The sequence below is a fragment of the Acinetobacter guillouiae CIP 63.46 genome, from assembly GCF_000368145.1.
Taxonomy (GTDB): Bacteria; Pseudomonadota; Gammaproteobacteria; order Pseudomonadales; family Moraxellaceae; genus Acinetobacter; species Acinetobacter guillouiae.
On the sequence record NZ_KB849281.1, the window covers coordinates 336,265 to 355,887 of the forward strand.

The 19,623-nt window shown below is 39.8% G+C and carries 16 protein-coding genes; 9 read left to right on the forward strand and 7 right to left on the reverse strand.

Features of this window, described 5'->3' with window-relative positions:
* Positions 1-185: 185 nt before the first annotated feature.
* From betI to F981_RS01550, 6 genes are all read left to right on the forward strand, one after another.
* On the forward strand, positions 186-809 hold the full coding sequence (gene betI / locus F981_RS01520) for a transcriptional regulator BetI (protein WP_004717575.1): 624 nt from the start codon (positions 186-188) through the stop codon (positions 807-809).
* Positions 802-2,274: a betaine-aldehyde dehydrogenase gene (gene betB, locus F981_RS01525; protein WP_004717577.1), complete on the forward strand. Its 1,473-nt coding sequence runs from the start codon at positions 802-804 to the stop codon at positions 2,272-2,274. Before betI ends, betB begins: the two co-directional genes overlap by 8 nt.
* Before the next feature lie 90 nt (positions 2,275-2,364).
* Complete coding sequence (gene betA, locus F981_RS01530) at positions 2,365-4,059, forward strand: choline dehydrogenase (RefSeq protein WP_004717579.1); 1,695 nt, start codon at positions 2,365-2,367, stop codon at positions 4,057-4,059.
* A gap of 67 nt (positions 4,060-4,126) precedes the next feature.
* Positions 4,127-4,921: a TorF family putative porin gene (locus F981_RS01535; protein ID WP_004717580.1), complete on the forward strand. Its 795-nt coding sequence runs from the start codon at positions 4,127-4,129 to the stop codon at positions 4,919-4,921.
* A gap of 629 nt (positions 4,922-5,550) precedes the next feature.
* Positions 5,551-6,138: a TetR/AcrR family transcriptional regulator gene (locus F981_RS01545; protein WP_004717582.1), complete on the forward strand. Its 588-nt coding sequence runs from the start codon at positions 5,551-5,553 to the stop codon at positions 6,136-6,138.
* Positions 6,139-6,330: 192 nt separating this feature from the next.
* Complete coding sequence (locus tag F981_RS01550; RefSeq protein ID WP_004717584.1) at positions 6,331-7,539, forward strand: MFS transporter; 1,209 nt, start codon at positions 6,331-6,333, stop codon at positions 7,537-7,539.
* 93 nt (positions 7,540-7,632) lie between these two features.
* On the opposite strand, the gene F981_RS01555 is transcribed toward F981_RS01550, so the two are convergent.
* The 4 genes from F981_RS01555 to F981_RS01570 all read right to left on the reverse strand — a co-directional run bounded on the left by F981_RS01555 (position 7,633) and on the right by F981_RS01570 (position 11,869).
* Positions 7,633-8,544, reverse strand: coding sequence for an alpha/beta fold hydrolase (locus F981_RS01555; protein WP_004717586.1), 912 nt, complete (start codon positions 8,542-8,544; stop codon positions 7,633-7,635).
* Positions 8,541-9,476, reverse strand: a complete 936-nt coding sequence (locus tag F981_RS01560; RefSeq protein WP_004717588.1) for a metal-dependent hydrolase — start codon at positions 9,474-9,476, stop codon at positions 8,541-8,543. Before F981_RS01560 ends, F981_RS01555 begins: the two co-directional genes overlap by 4 nt.
* A 16-nt stretch (positions 9,477-9,492) precedes the next feature.
* Positions 9,493-10,359 (reverse strand): metal-dependent hydrolase, encoded by an 867-nt coding sequence (locus F981_RS01565; RefSeq protein WP_004717590.1) that lies wholly within the window; start codon positions 10,357-10,359, stop codon positions 9,493-9,495.
* Positions 10,360-10,720: 361 nt separating this feature from the next.
* Positions 10,721-11,869 (reverse strand): acetyltransferase domain-containing protein, encoded by a 1,149-nt coding sequence (locus F981_RS01570; protein WP_004717592.1) that lies wholly within the window; start codon positions 11,867-11,869, stop codon positions 10,721-10,723.
* Between the two features lie 200 nt (positions 11,870-12,069).
* Between F981_RS01570 and F981_RS01575 the strand changes: the two genes are divergently transcribed.
* Complete coding sequence (locus F981_RS01575) at positions 12,070-12,444, forward strand: hypothetical protein (protein ID WP_016539422.1); 375 nt, start codon at positions 12,070-12,072, stop codon at positions 12,442-12,444.
* A gap of 238 nt (positions 12,445-12,682) precedes the next feature.
* On the opposite strand, the gene F981_RS01580 is transcribed toward F981_RS01575, so the two are convergent.
* On the reverse strand, positions 12,683-15,010 hold the full coding sequence (locus F981_RS01580) for a TonB-dependent receptor (RefSeq protein ID WP_004717596.1): 2,328 nt from the start codon (positions 15,008-15,010) through the stop codon (positions 12,683-12,685).
* Positions 15,011-15,156: 146 nt separating this feature from the next.
* Positions 15,157-16,635 carry a MocR-like pyridoxine biosynthesis transcription factor PdxR gene (pdxR, locus tag F981_RS01585; protein WP_004717597.1) on the reverse strand — a complete coding sequence of 493 codons (1,479 nt, stop codon included), beginning with the start codon at positions 16,633-16,635 and terminating at the stop codon, positions 15,157-15,159.
* A gap of 108 nt (positions 16,636-16,743) precedes the next feature.
* Between pdxR (F981_RS01585) and F981_RS01590 the strand changes: the two genes are divergently transcribed.
* Positions 16,744-17,199, forward strand: a complete 456-nt coding sequence (locus tag F981_RS01590; protein ID WP_004717600.1) for a GNAT family N-acetyltransferase — start codon at positions 16,744-16,746, stop codon at positions 17,197-17,199.
* Positions 17,200-17,300: 101 nt separating this feature from the next.
* Here F981_RS01590 and pdxR (F981_RS01595) read toward each other — a convergent pair whose 3' ends face one another.
* Positions 17,301-18,731 (reverse strand): MocR-like pyridoxine biosynthesis transcription factor PdxR, encoded by a 1,431-nt coding sequence (pdxR, locus tag F981_RS01595; protein WP_004717602.1) that lies wholly within the window; start codon positions 18,729-18,731, stop codon positions 17,301-17,303.
* 109 nt (positions 18,732-18,840) lie between these two features.
* Here pdxR (F981_RS01595) and F981_RS01600 point away from each other — a divergent pair, with 109 nt between their 5' ends.
* Complete coding sequence (locus F981_RS01600; protein ID WP_004717605.1) at positions 18,841-19,623, forward strand: aldolase; 783 nt, start codon at positions 18,841-18,843, stop codon at positions 19,621-19,623.

Below are 19,623 nucleotides of genomic sequence, written 5' to 3' on the forward strand. Positions count from 1 at the left end.
TCAGAATGTTGATGTATACACTTACATTTCTTATTACTCATCAAAAAATTATTGATTTTTGCAGATTATACTTTTTATTGATTGAACGTTCAATCAATAAAAAGTATTATAAAAAAATGCTAAGATGTTCTACATTGAGTAATGTTAAATAAAAAGTGCCTTTTCAGCACTTTAAGTGGATATACATGACAAAACGTAGAGTCAAACCAGAGCATGTGCGACGTGAAGAAATTATTAACGCCGCATTTGATGTGATTTATGAAGTGGGCTTATCCAATATGACCATTGCACAAATCGCAAAGAAAGCCGAGCTATCCACAGGTATTGTGAGTCACTATTTTGGTGATAAACAGGGATTAATAAATACCTGCATGCAAGAAATGCTGAATGTTTTACGTCGCAAAACCGACCAAAATAAAACTGAAGCAGACGAGCATCCAGAAAGCCAACTTAAAGCGATTATTGACTCTAACTTTGATATTAGTCAGGTCAATAAACAAGCCATGCGCATCTGGTTAGACTTTTGGTCTGCAAGCATGCACCTACCCGAACTTGGGCGCTTGCAACAAATTAATGATCAACGCCTGTATTCAAACTTGAAGTTTCACTTTCTCAAGTTATTGGATAAAGAACAGGCAAGCATTGCCGCTCGTGGTTTAGCGGCATTGATTGACGGATTATGGTTACGTGGCAGTTTAAGCAGTCATGATGAATTTGACAGCCAGCTGGCACGTTCCATTGCTTACGATTATGTAAAAACGCAATTGCAATTTGCGAAAAAACCTTTGCAGGAGAGACAGAATGAGTGATTCACAAGTTCATCAATTGTACATCCATGGTCGCTATGTAGCAGCGACCAGTGGTAAGACCTTTACCAGTATTAACCCTGCCAACGGTGAAGTGATCGCAACCCTTCAACAAGCATCACAACAAGACATTGAAGCGGCTGTTCAAAGCGCACAACAAGGTCAAAAAATTTGGGCCGCAATGACAGCGATGGAGCGTTCTCGTATTTTACGTCGCGCTGTCGACATTTTACGTGAGCGTAATGATGAACTCGCTCGCTTAGAAACCCTCGATACAGGTAAAGCCTATAGCGAAACATCGACCGTTGATATTGTCACCGGTGCTGATGTACTCGAATATTATGCAGGTCTCGCGACTGCAATTCAGGGAGAGCAAGTTCCGCTTCGTGAATCAAGCTTTTTCTATACCCGTCGTGAACCGCTTGGTGTTGTCGCGGGAATCGGAGCTTGGAACTATCCAATTCAAATCGCATTATGGAAATCTGCCCCTGCGCTAGCTGCTGGGAATGCCATGATCTTTAAACCAAGTGAAACCACACCGCTGAGCGTATTCAAACTTGCTGAAATCTATACTGAAGCTGGACTACCAGATGGCGTATTTAACGTGGTACAAGGTGCAGGCCGTGAGATTGGACAATGGTTAACTGAACATCCAATTATTGAAAAAATTTCTTTCACTGGTGGTGTTGAAACAGGCAAGAAAGTTATGGCAAGTGCCGCAGGTTCTACACTCAAAGAAGTGACCATGGAACTCGGCGGTAAATCCCCTTTAATTATTTGTGATGATGCTGACCTCAATCGTGCAGCAGACATTGCGGTGATGGCAAACTTCTTTAGTTCAGGTCAAGTCTGTACCAATGGTACACGTGTCTTTGTTCCAAAAGCACTGTTGGCAGATTTTGAAGCCGCTATTGTAGAACGGGTAAAACGGATCCGTATCGGCGATCCAATGGCTGAGCAAACCAACTTTGGTCCACTCACCAGCTTCCCGCATATGGAAAAAGTCTTGTCTTTCATTGAGTCAGGCAAACAACAAGGTGCCAAACTGCTCATTGGCGGTGGCCGTGCGACAGAAGCTGAATTGGCGCAAGGTGCTTATGTGTTACCGACAGTTTTCAGTGACTGCCAAGATGATATGCGCATTGTAGAAGAAGAAATCTTTGGCCCTGTCATGAGCATTCTCAGTTATGAAACTGAAGAAGAAGTCATTCGTCGTGCCAATGACACCACTTTTGGTTTAGCAGCGGGTGTTGTGACACAAGACATCACCAAAGCACATCGTATTATTCATCAAATCGAAGCAGGTATTTGCTGGATCAACACATGGGGCGAATCCCCTGCTGAAATGCCAGTGGGTGGCTATAAGCAATCAGGCGTCGGTCGTGAAAATGGTTTAACCACACTTGGGCATTACACCCGTATCAAATCAGTTCAAGTTGAGTTAGGTGAGTATCAAAGCATTTTTTAATGCACTCACACTTTCTCCGTATATCAATCCTATGTGCCATGTCATCACCTGATTGCATTGGCACTTTTAAAAAATACAAAAAGGATAATTATGACTACTCAAGCATATGACTACATTATCATCGGCGCAGGATCTGCCGGAAATGTGCTCGCAACACGTTTAACAGAAGACAAAGACGTTACTGTTTTACTCTTGGAAGCAGGTGGCCCAGACTACCGTTTAGATTTCCGTACTCAAATGCCAGCAGCGTTGGCCTACCCACTACAAGGACGCCGTTACAACTGGGCATATCTCACTGATCCTGAACCACATATGAATAATCGCCGTATGGAATGCGGCCGTGGTAAAGGTTTAGGTGGTTCCTCATTGATTAACGGGATGTGTTATATCCGTGGTAATGCAATGGACTTAGATAACTGGTCGACGCTCAAAGGGCTAGAAGACTGGAGCTATGCAGACTGCTTACCATATTATAAAAAAGCTGAAACCCGTGATATTGGTGGCAATGACTACCACGGCGCCAATGGCCCTGTATCTGTGGCAACCCCTAAAAATGGCAATAATGTCTTGTTCCATGCCATGGTTGAAGCAGGTGTACAAGCAGGCTATCCACGTACAGATGACTTAAATGGTTATCAACAAGAAGGTTTCGGTCCAATGGATCGTACCGTGACACCAAAAGGCCGTCGCTCTAGTACCGCACGTGGTTATTTAGACATGGCAAAAGGTCGCCCTAATTTAACGATCGTGACCCATGCCACCACCAATAAAATTTTATTTAATCAAAAGCAAGCGATTGGTGTGGAATATATCATCGGTGCGGATAAAACCAATCTCACACAAGCACGTGCAAACCGTGAGGTCTTGCTTTGTGCGGGTGCTATCGCATCACCACAAATTTTGCAACGTTCGGGTGTTGGTGAAAGTAGCTTCCTTAAATCAATGGACATCGATGTTGTACATGATTTACCGGGTGTCGGTGAAAACTTACAAGACCATTTGGAAATGTACTTACAATACAAATGTAAGCAACCTGTTTCACTCTACCCCGCTTTAAAATGGTTTAACCAGCCTGCAATTGGTGCTGAATGGTTATTTAATGGGACTGGTATTGGCGCAAGCAACCAGTTTGAAGCAGGTGGTTTTATCCGCAGCTCAGATGAATTTGACTGGCCAAATATTCAATATCACTTCTTACCCGTTGCGATTAACTATAACGGCAGTAATGCAGTGAAAGAACACGGCTTCCAAGCGCATGTTGGTTCTATGCGCTCACCAGCACGTGGTCGAATTAAGCTGAAATCTAAAGATCCATTTGAACATCCAAGTATTCTGTTCAACTATATGTCGACTGAGCAAGACTGGCGTGAATTCCGTGATGCCATTCGTATCACCCGTGAAATCATGCAACAGCCTGCATTAGATGCATATCGTGGCGATGAAATCAGTCCTGGAAAACAGGTGCAAACTGATGCTGAACTGGATGATTTCGTGCGCAACCATGCTGAAACTGCTTACCATCCTTCATGTAGTTGTAAGATGGGTGAAGATGAAATGGCAGTGGTTGACGGTCAAGGTCGTGTACACGGTCTACAAGGCTTGCGCGTTGTTGATGCTTCGATTATGCCGCTGATCATTACTGGAAATTTAAATGCCACAACGATTATGATCGCTGAAAAAATCGCAGATCAAATTCGTGGCAAAAAATTGCCACGTTCTGAAGCGGGTTATTACAAAGCTGGCACAGCACCTGTGCGCAAAGCGCCTTTACGTCCGATCGTGTAAAAGTATTCATATTTTAGCGACACCTCAGTTTTGACTGAGTGTGTCGCATCTTTCAAGGACGAATAAAATGAGAAAAAAATTATTATTGACCATCCCTTTGAGTTTATTTTTTCAAACCCTACATGCCAATGAATCTGGTGTAGAAACGCCGTCTCCGTATAGTGCAAATTTGACAGTAGCCAGCCAATATATCTCACGTGGTTTTCAACAGACCTGGGGCAACCCTGCTGTACAAGGCGGATTTGATTATGCTCATCCCAATGGTTTTTATGTAGGAACTTGGGCTTCTACTGTGAGTGATGACTTCATCCGTGATGCCAATGTTGAATGGGATGTCTATACTGGTTATAGCCGTAGTTTCGGTCAGTTAAATCTGGGTACTAAAGTCGCTTATTACTACTATCCTGGGGCAAAAACCACTGCTGAAACAGGTCATACCCGTTTTGATTATGGTGAAATTATTCCAGAAATCAGCTATGGTCCGCTGAGTGTTAAATATGCAATTACCTATACTCAAGATTATTTTGGCAATAATTCTGACACTTTAGCAATTGGTTCCAATAAGCACTCTCGTGGTTCAGGCTATTTAGATGTGAATTGGTTACAACCCATCGCTCAAGGTTGGTCGCTGAATATGCATTATGGCAATCAACGTATAAAAAACTTTTCTGCCGCAAGCTTTCAAGATGCCAGTGTTGCCATTAACAAAGCGCTGCCTTATGGCTTATCTTCCAGTTTAAGTTATAGCAAAGCATGGGACAAAGACGGATATTATCAAAAATACAGCAATGGCAATCCCAATGCCAAAGTTTCAAATCCAATTGATTCCACCCTCACTTTTTCACTCACTAAAAAGTTTTAAGCTAAAGTTTAGATATTTAGTAACCTGTTATAGATCAACCAAAAACCATGCCCTTCATGAGCGTGGTTTTTTAATGTCTATAGTCACCCCCCTAATTATTCATACAAGTGATTTCTATCAAGTCATTGATCAGAAATGAACTTATGTTTTTGTATGTGCTTTTAGAAACTGTTGGTTATCAATTCATTTTTTTTTACTTTTGAATTATAGATGGTGATTCTACCGTGAGGCGACATGGATGTCGCCGTTGGGCGGGGGTACAGGACGTACCTCTCGCCCAACATGAGCAAAAACAAAGCACTGCTTTGTTTGCAGCGCAAGGTTTGGCAATCCCTACGAAAAGTGAGGCATCGCCTACGCAAAGCTATTTAAACTTTGAAGGTAAGGTGTGGCATTGCAAGCTTTTTATAATTAAATAATTTATTTTCTCATGCAATTGATTTAATTAAAAATATTCATTAAAAGAAATTATATTCTTGTGTCTGAGCTTTTTTGACAGGTTGACTTATATCTTGGCTTAATTCAATAAAGCAAACTCAAATCTCCCCATACTGTTGAATTATCATTAGACACCCATTGATTGTTTGTATAAAGTATTAGGAACGATTGTTCCAGTATAAATTAACATTATGCGTACTAAAGAGTTTGATCCTGAAGAAGTTGAAAATGCAGTTATGCAAGTTTTCTGGCGTAAAGGATTTGCAGCGACATCAATTCAAGATTTGGTTGAGGAAACTGGACTCTCACGCAGCAGTTTATATAGTTCCTTTAAAAATAAAGAGCAGCTATACCAACAAGCCTTATCTCGCTATCAACGCCTGATCAGTAAATCAAATATTGATTTGTTATCCAGTGATGGATCAGTCAAAAGTATCATGCAACAATTATTATCTCGTATCATTGAAGATGAATTAAATGATCCGCAACATCGGGGTTGCCTGATGGCCAATGCCTGTTTGGAGTTAGCAGGACACGATCAAAAGACTGCAGAATCTGTCACGTACAACTTTGAACGATTACAGCACGCACTGGAACAGCTCATGATCAGAGGAAAGCAATCTGGTGAAATCACCCTACATAGTTCTTCGCAAGCCTTAGCACTTTTTTTCGTGAATACCATTCAAGGCATTCGCGTTTTAAGCAAAGGCTGTAGCGCAGAAAATCGTCAGCAATATCTAGAGAATGTTGCTGAAGTCGCACTGAATACCTTGTATTAATTTTTAGTTTCCCCCTTAGCAGACTGGCTAATTTGCAATGCTGAGGGTTTTATTTACCTAAAAATGGAACGATCATTCCAATATAAATGACAACATGGAGTCTACAATGAATATTGATCTTCAAAATTTTGTGATGCCTATATTCCATAAACGAGATGAACTTTCTGTCAATCATACACAGAGGTATAGCGCATGAATCAGTTCAACAACAGATCAGAGCAGAACCGATCTGCGCCCAGCTTACCGATATGGAAATTATTGGCATTTACGGTTGCAGGTTTTATTACCATTATGACGGAAATCATACCTGCGGGCTTATTGGCATTGATCAGTCATGACTTAGAGGTGTCTGAAGCTTTAGCAGGGCAAATGATTTCAGTTTATGCCCTAGGATCGGTCATTGCGACGATCCCTGTGGTTGCTGCAACACGGAGTTGGTCAAGAAAACCTTTATTGTTATTGGCAATCACAGGCTTGTTTGTCTTCAATAGTCTAACAGCGCTATCTTCCAGCTATATTGTCATCCTGATTTCACGATTTATTGCGGGAATGTCAGCTGGAATTATCTGGGGTATCTTGGCGGGTTATGCTCGAAGTCTAGTTCCTGCCCATCTACAAGGCAGAGCGATGGCGATCGTTGGGGTCGGTCAACCCATTGCATTATGTATGGGTGTGCCTTTAGCTATTGGATTGGGCAATCTGTTTGGCTGGCGTGGGGTTTTCTGGGTGATTTCAGGACTTGCTTTAATCCTGATCATCTGGATAAAAATAAGCCTCCCTCATTTGGCTGGACAACCCGCGAGCAAACAACAATCCATTCTCAAGGTCTTGGTACACCCCGGTATAGGCACAATTTTGGCGGTTATTTTTGTTTGGATTTTGGCACATAACATACTTTATACGTTTATTTCGCCTTATTTGTCTGCTGTACAGCTGAGTGAGCATATTGATCTTATTCTTCTTATTTTTGGTCTTTCTTCAATATTTGGCATTTGGATTACAGGGATTTGGATCGATAGATCATTACGCAAATTAACCCTAATCAGTTTAACAGGCTTTGCCATCGCTGCTCTTTTCATGGGCTTGAGCGGTCATCACATCTGGCTTGTGATGCTAGGTATCGTACTTTGGGGAATGACTTTTGGCGGTGCACCAACTCTACTACAAACTGCGCTGGCAGATGTCGCAGATGAAAATGTGGATATTGCCCAATCAATGCTGGTGACGGTGTTTAATCTTGCTGTTGCAGGGGGCGGTATTTTAGGTGGCATCCTACTACAAAATGTAGGAATAGACTCATTCTTTGTTTGTATCATCGCATTATCATTATTGGGGTTATCTATTGTATTTTTTGCGCATGAAAATGGTTTTAAATCAGGACATCGTTTAGGCAGCAAATAAATTTAAAGCTGTCATTTAACAACATGCTTCGATGACAACATCTATTGGATCAAACAGCACCATCATCGTTGATTGGGCTATTTGATCCGTCTCTTAAACGATAGCTATGGCTTTATTGACTAAAAACAGTTGCACAAATTGCTGAATCTTATCCGCCACTGCCTGTGGTTGACTTAAAATCCCCCAATGCCCTGCCGAAACTTCGCTATAGCGAATATCATCCCCCCACTCTTCCATCCCACGGCTTAAAGCAAGCGGTACAAATGGATCTTGATTCATCAATAACATTTGCACAGGAATGGTTGTGGTTCGACCTGTCGGCTTGAATAATGCTTTGGTTAAATTTTGACGATATAGACCTAAACCACTGATGGCATTGCGAAGTTGGGTCGGGCTCTTATCAACTGAGGTTTTTTCTAAATACCCCACCAGTTTTGGCCATACTTTGCCAAGACCTAAACGCCAAGTCAGTTCAGGAAGTACAGGGATTTGTAACATTGCCATATAACTTGATGCTGACACTCGCTTAATCACGTTGAAATAGCCTTGTAAGTTACCTTGGGCCAACTGGCGATGAAACCACCACCCTACATGATCTGTACTTGGCGCCAATGCAGTATAAGACGCAATTTGAGACTTTAATCGGTCAGCCAATACCGCTTCCCAACCTTGTAAAGCGCCCCAATCATGTCCAACCAAATGGACCGATTGATGTGGGCTCACTGCTTTAATCACTTGGGATAAATCTTCGATCAAATGTTCAAAAGCATAATCTGCTGTTGTTTTTGGAATATCAGATAATCCTGTACCACGTACATCATAAGCAACCACATTAAAATGAGGGGCTAAATATTGTGCCACCGCGTGCCAGACTTCAGCAGAATCTGGATAACCATGTATCAATACAATAGTATCTTGATCAACATCTAAGCTGCCCCAATGGTAAGCAGCCAAACAGATATTTCCTGAATGAACATATAGCTTGGTCTTATCAAAATGCTTCATGAAACCACCCGCGGAACAGTTTCAGTTTTTTGCTGATATGCAAGTACCCCTGCTGACTGTGCCAAGTAGGCTTGAGCAAGTTCAGTTGAAGCTTCGTAATAGGGATGATAGTTGGGCTTAAAAAACCGTAAACTGGTCTTAAAAAACCACACTGGTCCTGGTATATAACCATTTAAATCAGAACGATGCCAAGCTTTCCAAAAAGCGGGTTGCCATAAGCTTTTTTGGTTTTGTGGAATAGCAGGATCATCTTGAGCCAGTTGTACAGTACCAGCCGCCATGAGATAGGTAAAAATAGGAGCGGTCACAGCCATCACCGCAACACGTAATAAATAACTCCCTGAAATATGCTGATAAACATCATAAGCAACCGTACGATGCTCAACTTCCTCAGCACTATGCCAAGTAAACAAGTCACTTACCACAGGATCTCCACCACGTGCCTGCCAATCTGAACGGGTTAATACATATTGACCAATTGCTGCAGTAAAATGTTCAGCCGCGGCCACTAACCCAACTCGCGCATTTAACCAAGGTCGCTGCCAGACTTTAGGTAAGTTAAAACCCAAAGGTTTGTCCGCGAGTAACCGATCAAATAAGCCAACAACTCGTTTATATTGGTTCTCCACATCCACCCCATAACGTAGCAAATATTCTTCGATTGAATCCTTGTGCGCTTGTGAATGAATGGCTTCTTGTCGAATGAAAATTTTGGCATCTTGCTTAAGTTTTTCATCATGAATAAAAGGTAAAGCTTTATTGAACATTCGGCAGAAAAAATACTCTCCTCGAACCAAGGTAAAACTAAAATGATTGACACCATGACTTGCCAATGGGTCTTGTGGTATCCAGTGTAAAGGCGAGTGATCCCATTCAAATTTAACCTGTCGAGGAATCATTGCCCAACTTGCTTTTGATGCTTCAGATCGCATAATTCTTTCCTCAGAGTTATGATGGTAAATGATGAGGCGTTTCAGATAGGCCTATTTTTACTTTGGTTTTTGCCACGATTTCAGACTCATCCGTATCATTGGGATGGAAATTAAAACGGTAGTAATCTATAAATTTAGGAATAAAAACTTTATATTTTTCCACACCATGCTGAGCAAATTTGCGCCATGATTTTAGATTTAATAATTGGCGATCGCGTTTTAACAGCACAACTTGATAAACACTCGACAATGCAGTAATCAAAACCAGACTAAACGTGAAAATCGCCACGCGAGGAATATAAGCAGCTAAGCCCTTTCCATATAAGTATTCATACATGTCATAAGCCACAGCCTTATGTTCGGTTTCTTCAACACTGTGCCATAACCATAAATTACGAATGCTTTCATTCGTCATCAATTCATTGACATCTTTCATCATCTCCACCACCAACACTGCGGTGTAATGTTCCAGACCCACAGTCACCAAGAGATTCCACTTTTTAGGAAAAGTACGTTCAATTGCTTTTAATATGATCCCTGTGACTTTTTCTAAAGATTCAGGATCTAAACCATATTGTTGTGCACTGACATGAAAAGCATGATGTTCTTTAGAGTGCATGGCTTCTTGTCCAATAAAGGCTCCAATATCACGGTCTAATTGTGGATTATTTTTAATTTTTTTACGTAAGGCTCGCACTGAACGGACAAAGTACGATTCACCTTCTGGAAAAAGTGTTGATAGACCTGTGAAGTAATGAGTAAAGGTAGGTTCGTCATTACACCAATACTTGGGCATATCCTGAAACTCATAATCCATACGACGTACTGGAAATGATGCAGGTGTTTTTTGCTTTGATTTTTCTTTCACCGCTGATATAGACATGGTTCACCTCAAGAATTTATCACAAAATAACAAGTTCCAAAAAGGAACTAATAAAATCAAAATAATGATCCATGCAGATCTTGTCAATCAAGTGAATATGCTTTGGCTCAAGGTTGTCCTTAAATGACAGTATCATTCCTATAAAGACATCTCGATAAAGACAGGCTATAAATAAAAGGTGAAAAATAAATTAAAATATTGAAGATGAAATAGCTTTAATACAGCCCAAGTCGTCTTTAGGCTGTTCAGCACTAGGTTAAGCATTCAAAGATATTAAAAAAATAGTGATATCCATCATTACTGGACATCACTATTTTAGATGCTAGATATGCTTTTAAATTAAAACAATACTTAACTTATCTTATAAGTATTTAAGAATAGCGATATGTTTGTTTTTATGTTTGTAATCAGAAAATTTAACCATTAAAGGATATAAAATTATGCTGAGAATAATCGCAATCCACCACAATGTAGACACCGAATCGACACCAAAATAATCTCCATGATTTTTCCCCAAAAAGGCAACCACGAGTAAATATAAAGCCTTTAAAACATATAAGTGAACAATATAAAAAAACATTGGTACAGAACCAAATATGATCAAGGGTTTGATCCAAGGTTTTGTTTCGATTTTTTGCAGACAGACCAAAAGAACCAGTCCAACACCAACGTTCCATAAAATGAAAAATAAAGATGGTGGATATTTGGTTAGATTCATAAAACTCATGAATGTTTCAGTCCATGTCGGCATGACCGTCCAAGCATGATCTCCATATACATTGATCGCTCTTAAAAGCAAAAATAAAGCGATACTGGGAAAACCAAAAATGAGTAATTTTGTATTTCTTGATTGGTTTTGTTGAGATGAAGCAAAAACACTTGAACCAATACAATATCCTAAAGTAATCACACCAATCCAAGGTAAAACAGGATAAGAGGTTCGAATACGAATCAGATTGCCAAACTCAATCCAGCCCCGTTCATGCATAATGAACCATAAATTCTGTATGAAAGGTACATTTTCAAAAGACACTTGATCAAGCACATTGTGCCCAAAAATAATCACGATGCTGATTATCCATAATAATTTTTGTGGCAATCCAATTAAAGCCGCCAACGCCAGCATACTTAAACCAATCGCCCAAATCACTTGTAGATAAATCACATCAGGTGGAAACTTGCCAGTCCATGCAAAATTGATCACCACTAACTCAAGAAAGATCAGAAATAACCCGCGTTTAATCAAAAACTCACGTGTCATCGCTAGACTATTATTTTTAGCTTGATAGAGATAGGCGGATAAGCCTGTCAAAACAATAAATACTGGAGCGCATAAATGGGCCAATATTCGGCTAAAGAAAAGTGACGTTTCTGTGCCTGGAATCAGCATTGGATCTGGAACTTGATGATGGAGGTAAAAAGTTTCTCTGACATGATCAACCATCATAATCAAAATCACCAAGCCTCGTAATGCATCAATCGCTTGTAAGCGTTGCGAAGGAATAGACATAAAAAAAACAACAAATTAAACGTTATGATATAATATAACAATTAATTTCATTATTTTAAAACCATCTCATTAAAAAACATCAATTTGTACCGTTATTTCACAGCAACACTTAAAAAATTTACCAATTATCACATAGACTTTTTGCAAAATTTAATTGATAATGATTATCAATTTCATTATCTGAAAAATTGGTGAACACTTTGGAACAGCCTACTCTAGCGACTGAAGCGATTCGAGCATTTTTTACCTTACAATGCTGCTGGTTAAACAGTGAAGAAATTTATCTTGAACAAGGTTGTTTGCATTGTGGTTCGGCAGCAACTTATTTAATTTATTTTACCCATGCCCCTATTCAAAAATTAATGCTTGATTTTATTCAAAAATATAACTGCCATAACAGCAAAAAATCAGACTTACTCGACTTATTAGACTTTGAACAGAATTATAATGATTTTTTACAAGTCCTTGAAAGTGCAGTAAACAGTTATGCTCGACAATATCAAAACCATGCTTGTCATTTGGCATTTGAAAGTGTTGAATCTATTTTTGAACGTGAAGCAGCCATTGCATGTTAAAAAATTGATGCTGCAATAAATCAAACTGTAATGATTAAATCGAATAGATTATTTTTAACAGCTATTTTTTAAATTAATTTTAGGGTCTGTTGACATCAATTTTTCATTCTCAATCTATCAAAATAAAAGGGGCCAACACGTTGCTTGAAGTCTTCTCAACAACAGCAACTTATTGACCCCGATAATAAATCTTAAGTTAAGACCCAGCATATAAAACTTAGCCAACAAAATTAAGCGATTAAATTTTCATACTTATACCCAGCTGTACCCCACGCCCAGGAAGTGGTGCAATGTATTTTAATGGCGAGTTCTGTGGTCGTGCATCTTCATTTAACAAATTAGATCCATTGAGGAAAACATCAAAATTGGCATTTTGTAATTTGAAGTGTTTCTGAATTTGTAGATCCAGCAAGTTATAAGACGGCAATGGAATTTCTTTAGACACATTTTTGCCTAAATACTGAGCTTGATCATAGTAAATATTGGATAAGCGTGCTGACCAATCATTTTTATTCCATTCAAGGTTTAGCCCATAACGGTTCGTTGGCATGTTGGGTAAGTAATTTCCATCATTTGCCAAACTGGTTTTGTTTGGATTAAGGTTTTTATTTTTCACCAAGTCAGCAAAAGCAGAGATCAAAAGATTGCCATACTGATTGAGTTCAAACTTTTGTTTTAAATCAATTTCAAATCCAGTAATTTCAGCATCTGTCTGAGTCCAGTATTTAAGTGGCAAGCGATTACGCATTTGTGCCCCTGAATGGGTCAAATACAAATACTTGTCATATTTCATCTTATATACAGTCGCTTCAAAATTAAAATTTTTATAATTGAACAGACCTGTTAACTCAAGATTTTTGGATTTTTCTTCTTTGAGTTTTTGGTTACCTTCTTCTTGTAACATAATTGAATAATGTGGATGGCTGGCATAAAGTTCATTAATTTCAGGCGCTCTATCTGACACTGAATAACGCAACTTTAAACCCAATAGATCATTATATTTTAGGTATGAACCGAAACTGTAGCTTTCAAGATTAAATTTTGTATCGGTGAGTTTTGTATTCGGTGAATTTCTGGATGGTACAAAATCACTTTTTTGAATTTTATGTTCAACCTTTTCGTTACGATAACCAGCATCGAGTTCTAGCCAATCAAAGTCTAATTTTTCCTTGATAAACACGGCTTGTGTTTGCGTATTGATATTCGGTAAATAACGTAAATTTCCATGTCCTACCACTTTACGATCAATCTGATTAAAGCCAATAAAACCATTCCAAAATTCAACAGGTCTATGCTTCAGTAATAATTCAGCCTGTTGGGTATCAAATTTATAGTTATTGGCCATTTTTGATCCTAAATATTCCCCTGATGTATTAACGCTCTTACTCACATCAAATTGTATTTGTTTCAATAACAACGGGCTAAAATTAAACTCGCTGTCTAAGGCATATCTTCGCTGATCTGTTTTCACCCCGACTGGTATGCTGTCACTGGTAGATTGAAAAGATTTATTTTCAAGAGAAAATCCGGGTACCCCATATTCACTTTTTTTTGAATCAGCACTGAGCCCAATACGTCCATTGTTGAGAAAATAAGTGCTTCCAATCGCAAAGTGTTGATTGTCTAAATAGCTATTGCCCAGCTTGTTTTTATAGTTGGGTGTGACATCTTTATTAATTTTGTTTTCAGTATATTGCTGGGTATTGGGTACATATTTAGGGTTTACTGGATTGGTATAGGTTTTTCCACTCCAAACTGAGGTAGGTTTATCTGTATAGAAGGAAAATGAACCATCTGCCCAATCGGGATTTTCCGTCATAAATTGGTCAATATAAGGCTGTGATGCAGTATTATAATTTTTTTGAATGCGTACTTCTTTTTGGCAAGCATCTGCCAATGCTGTATTTACCCCACCCGTCGCTGGAAATACACCACTATTACATACGCTCGCTTTACCCTCTCCCGGAATTTTATAAGCTGACATATCTTGGCTAGAAAACAATAAATTGGTAGAAAAGTTACTTTGGTTATTGAGATTGAGTTTAAAACCTTTGGCATCAAAATCATTCCAGCCCTTTTTCGCTACAAGCTCTAATTGAGAACTTTTATTCGGCATCGCTGTATCGATTAGACCAGAATCAATATTCACACTTCCGCCAATGGCATTACCACCATAACGCACACTGTCTGAAGATTTATTGACAGTAACAGATTGAGTGAATAAAGGATCAAAAGGGATATTAATATTGCCGCTGATACTATTCATTCCATAAATAGACTGACCATTTTCCAAAATCTGCACCCGGTTTCCACTTAAACTGCGAATCACAGGCGCACCTGAATTGGGACCAAAAGCGCTGCTTTGTACCCCTGAAAGATGCTTTAAAGCATCACCTAAAGTTTTATTATCTGCATTTCTATTTTCTACAATGATACTTTGATTGATAAATGGATCATTTTCGGCATTGACTCGAATCACTGGAAGTACAGTCAGCTGTTTATTTTCAATCGCATATGCAGGAAAGACCGGTAAAGAAATAGCGATTGCTAAAGTATGGTGACGCATCATGGATTCCGAATTGTAATTTATTGTTATGTTATAACATTACATAAACAGATGTACAACAATTATCATCAATGCTTATACAGCTAGACCAGCTAGCGCTTTATATAGGAAATGAAGAAATATAGAAGATGAAACAGGAAGCCGTATTAGGTCTGCTTGATCTGTTGCGCCAGCTTCTGAATATTCATGCTAATCTCATCTGGAGTATGCGCTGCATAGCCAAACAATACCGCAGCTTTTTCATAAGGCTGTTGACAGTAGCGAGATAAAGGCTGAACAGCCAGATTAATAGCAAGACACTGATCAATAAAGCTTTGCTCAGTCCATGGGGCTTTTAGCCAACAAATCACATGAATCCCTGAGTCGGTTGGCTGAACAGTCAATACATCTGCAAGAAACTGTTGAATCGCAGCAATTAATGCCTGTTGACGTTCTTGGCAAGCTTTACGCACTTTACGTACATGGCGTGCATAATGCCCCTCTTTGATAAACAAAGCCAAAGCCGCTTGTTCTAAATAAGCACTCCGCGTATCGGTATAATATTTTGCCAGACTCAATGTTTCTATCAGCGATTCTGGAACCACCATAAATCCAAGTCGAAACTCAGGAAACATCATTTTAGAAAAAGTACCCGAATAGATCACTCTTTGCTGTTGGTCTAAGCCCTGTAAGGCTTGAATTGGGTGCGTTCCATATCTAAACTCACTGTTATAATCATCTTCAAAAATCCATTTTTGCTGACTCGCTGCCCATTCCAATAGGGCCAATCGTCGACTTAAACTAAGTGTTCCACCTAAAGGGAACTGATGAGAGGGTGCGGTATAGATGAATTTACTTTTGGAATAATGCTGAATAATCTCAGCAATTTTCATCCCTTCGTGATCACTTGATACAGGATGAACTTGGATGCCAAAACTCCGAAAAATATTTAAAGCGGCATCATAGCCAGGCTCATCTAAACAGATCTGATCCAAAGGTTGTAATAATGCATAAGCTGCAAGGTGAATCGCTTGTTGGGTACCATTTACAATCAAAATTTGTTGTACATCGCATTTTAGCCCCCGCGTAGAACGAACATAATCACAAATAGCCTGACGTAAAGGCAAATAGCCACGACAATCATGAAACTGACCCAATTGCTGATGAGACTGCCGCCAAGCACGTCCCAATAATTTACCCCAAAGTGAATGGGGAAATAAATCGGTACAACCAACGCCGACATGAAATATTTTTTCACCCTGCCCAGATACATTTTGTTTCTGCCAAGCAGGTAATAAATTTGCGATATGCGGATTAATATTTAGCTTGTGACAGATGTCAGATGCAGATTCTGTCGCTATCTCTTGTATAGAAATTAATTGGTCAGGAATCAGCTCTGCGACATAAGTACCAGAGCTTGGCTTAGTCACAACATAGCCTTCATCCAGTAAACGATCCATTGCAGCCAAGACTGAATTTCTAGAAATCGACATCATTTCCGCCAAGACACGACTAGAGGGCAGTTTGGTTCCAGAAGCCAGTCGACCATCTAAAATTGCAACACGTAAAACACTATATAAACCCTCTTTAATCACCCCTTTAGGCAAGATCAAATGGGGGAAATAAGCCGATGCTGCTGTCGCCATAAGTAAAACTGGTACTATTAAAAATACTTAAAGTGTATCTTATTTCAATACCACAATCACACTTAAACTCATTTCTCCTCTTTCTTTCCCGATGACTGGAGAATACCTGTGGAAAATTTAGTGGTTCAAATTGTGCCTGTTGCACAACAAGACTATAAACAATGGGTGGAGTATTGGCTGGCTTATCAAGACTTTTACAAAGTGGTTTTATCCAATACTGTTACGCAAACCACTTGGCAACGTTTTTTTGATGATCAAGAACCGATCTATTGTGCTGTTGCTAAACAAGCTGAGCATGTTCTCGGCTTTGTACATTACGTGATCCATCGCTCGACATGGGCCGAGACCAACTTTTGCTATCTAGAAGACTTATATGTTTCTCCACAGGCAAGAGGTCAACATGTAGGCAAGCGCCTGATTGAATATGTACAACAGCAAGCGATTGTTCAACCCTGCGCGCGCTTGTATTGGCATACTCAACAAAGCAATCAAACTGCGCAAAAACTCTATGACTGGATCGCTGAAAAACCAGGGGTCATTGAATATCGTATGGCGTTAAATTAATCCATAAAAAACCAGAAACACAATGCTTCTGGTTTTTGCTTAAACCCTTCTAAAGTCAGTTCAACAAGATTCAAAATACTTTCTAAGTTTCTTGAGCATCATCAGCTCACAAAAACCTGATACAACTTTTCAACAGTTTGACGGATTTCCAATTCGGTCAGGGCTGCAAAACCAAAACGAATATAGAAACTGTGATCGGAATGATGCCATTCCGAACCAAAATCATATTCAGAATCAATATGTAATTGTTTTAAAACCGTTAAAAACTGCTGTTGAAAAGGTAACTTAAACTTTACCCACAACGCCATGCCGCCTGCGGGTGGGGCTATTTCAACCCACTCCTCAAAAGTCTGCTGAAAAGCCCTCACAGCAAAGTCTCTACGTTGCTGATAAATCTTACGCATTTTACGGATATGCCGCTTAATTTCACCCTGCTGCATCAGTTCAGCCATTGCCAATTCAGTAATCGCATTGCCCTGTTTATCGATCAGCAAAATGTCTTGTTTCATCGCCTGAATAATTTGCACATTGGTCACCACATAACCAATTCTTAAACTGGGCGCAAACACTTTAGACAAAGAGCCGATATGAATCACTTTGTCTGCTGCCGGTAAGCTAATTAACGGCGGAATGGGGCGGCTGTCATAATGAAACTCATGGTCATAATCATCTTCAATAATATAAAAATCAAAGGCTTTAGACAGCTCTAACAGCTTTAATCTTCGATCCATAGACATCGTCACTGTCGTTGGATATTGATGATGAGGTGTGGTGTAAACCGCAGCAACAGCATGGCTGGACAAAATTTCAGTTAAATGATTGGTATCTAGACCATGCTTATCCAAACGCACGCGAATAATTTGATAATGATTAGACAGAAATGTTTCCACTGCAGGTGGGTAAGCCCATTGCTCTACCACAATAATATGACGCTGAGACTGATGTTGAGCCAGAACCCGCGCAGCTAGAAAAATCCCCATTTGACTGCCTCGAACCACACAAATGTTTTCCATAGAGGTCTGTATAAAACGCTCCATAGACAACATCTTTAATAAGGCTTGACGAAGTTCTAAACTGCCCTGCGGATCTCCATATCCCATGGTTTGATGGCGTGTTACTTGAATCAATGCATGCCGATAAGCCCGTGAAAACAATTCATACGGGATCAGCCGATTATCTGGCACACCATCATTTTTGATCAGCACCTGAGTTGGTAAAACGGGTGTGGAATTAGGTTGATCAAGTGTAGGCGATGACTGCGCTTTTAAATCCGGTAAATTCTCAGAGACAAAGGTGCCTTGCCTAGCTTTTGAAACCAGCCAACCCTGTGCCTCCAAATCTTCATATACCGATTGTACGGTTTTTCGGTTAATCCCGAGTTCATCCGCCAGTGTACGTGAACCTGGCAAGCGTGTTGCCTGAGTAATTCTGCCAGATAAAATCTCTTGAATAATCTGATTTGCCAACTTTAAAAAAAGGGTCTTTTCCTCACGATCTTCTAAATGTAACCGAATTTTCCAAGGCTGACGCATAACTCTCTGGCCCATATAAGTTTTAGAAACTGGATATTTTAATCCATCCACAGAATTTTTATTCTGTACTTAGGCGATGTGAAAATCAACTCAGCGAGAGGTTTTATTTATGCAAACGGCACAACTAGATAAACAGCAATTGATGCAAAATGCGCAGCAAAATATGCAGCAATTTATTCAAGATTCAAACTACACAGATCGACAAAAGTTGGCATTAACCTGCCGTATTTTATTTGACCACGGCCATGATGCTGGCTTAGCGGGACAAATCACTTGTCGTACCACGCAAGGCAATAGCTTTATCACCCAGCGTTTTGGTCTCGGCTTTGATGAAATTACCGCGCAAAACTTATTGGAAGTTGATGAAGATCTAAAGCCACTTGATCAACAAGGCATGGCAAATCCTGCAAATCGCTTTCATACATGGATTTATAAACAACATCCTGAAGTGAATTGCATTATCCATACCCATCCAACACATATTGCAGCGTTGTCGATGCTCCGTGTGCCCTTAGCGATCGCACAAATGGATACCTGCGCTTTATATGAAGACTGTTCTTTTGTGGAAGAGTGGCCGGGAGTCCCCGTCGGCAATGAAGAAGGTATTTTTATTTCAGAAGCCTTAGGTAAAAACCGCGCTGTACTGCTGTCACATCATGGTCAGCTGGTGGCAGGTAAAACCATTGAAGAGGCTTGCAACTTAGCCATTTTAATTGAACGCGCTGCCCGACTTCAGCTTTTGGCAATGGCTGCTGGACAAATTCAACCGATCCCACATGAACTGGCAAAAGAAGCTCATGACTGGGTCTCTACCAACAAGCGTAATAATGTCAATTTTGCCTACTATGCGCGTAAAGCTTTAAAAAATCATGCGGACTGTATCGAGGAGTAA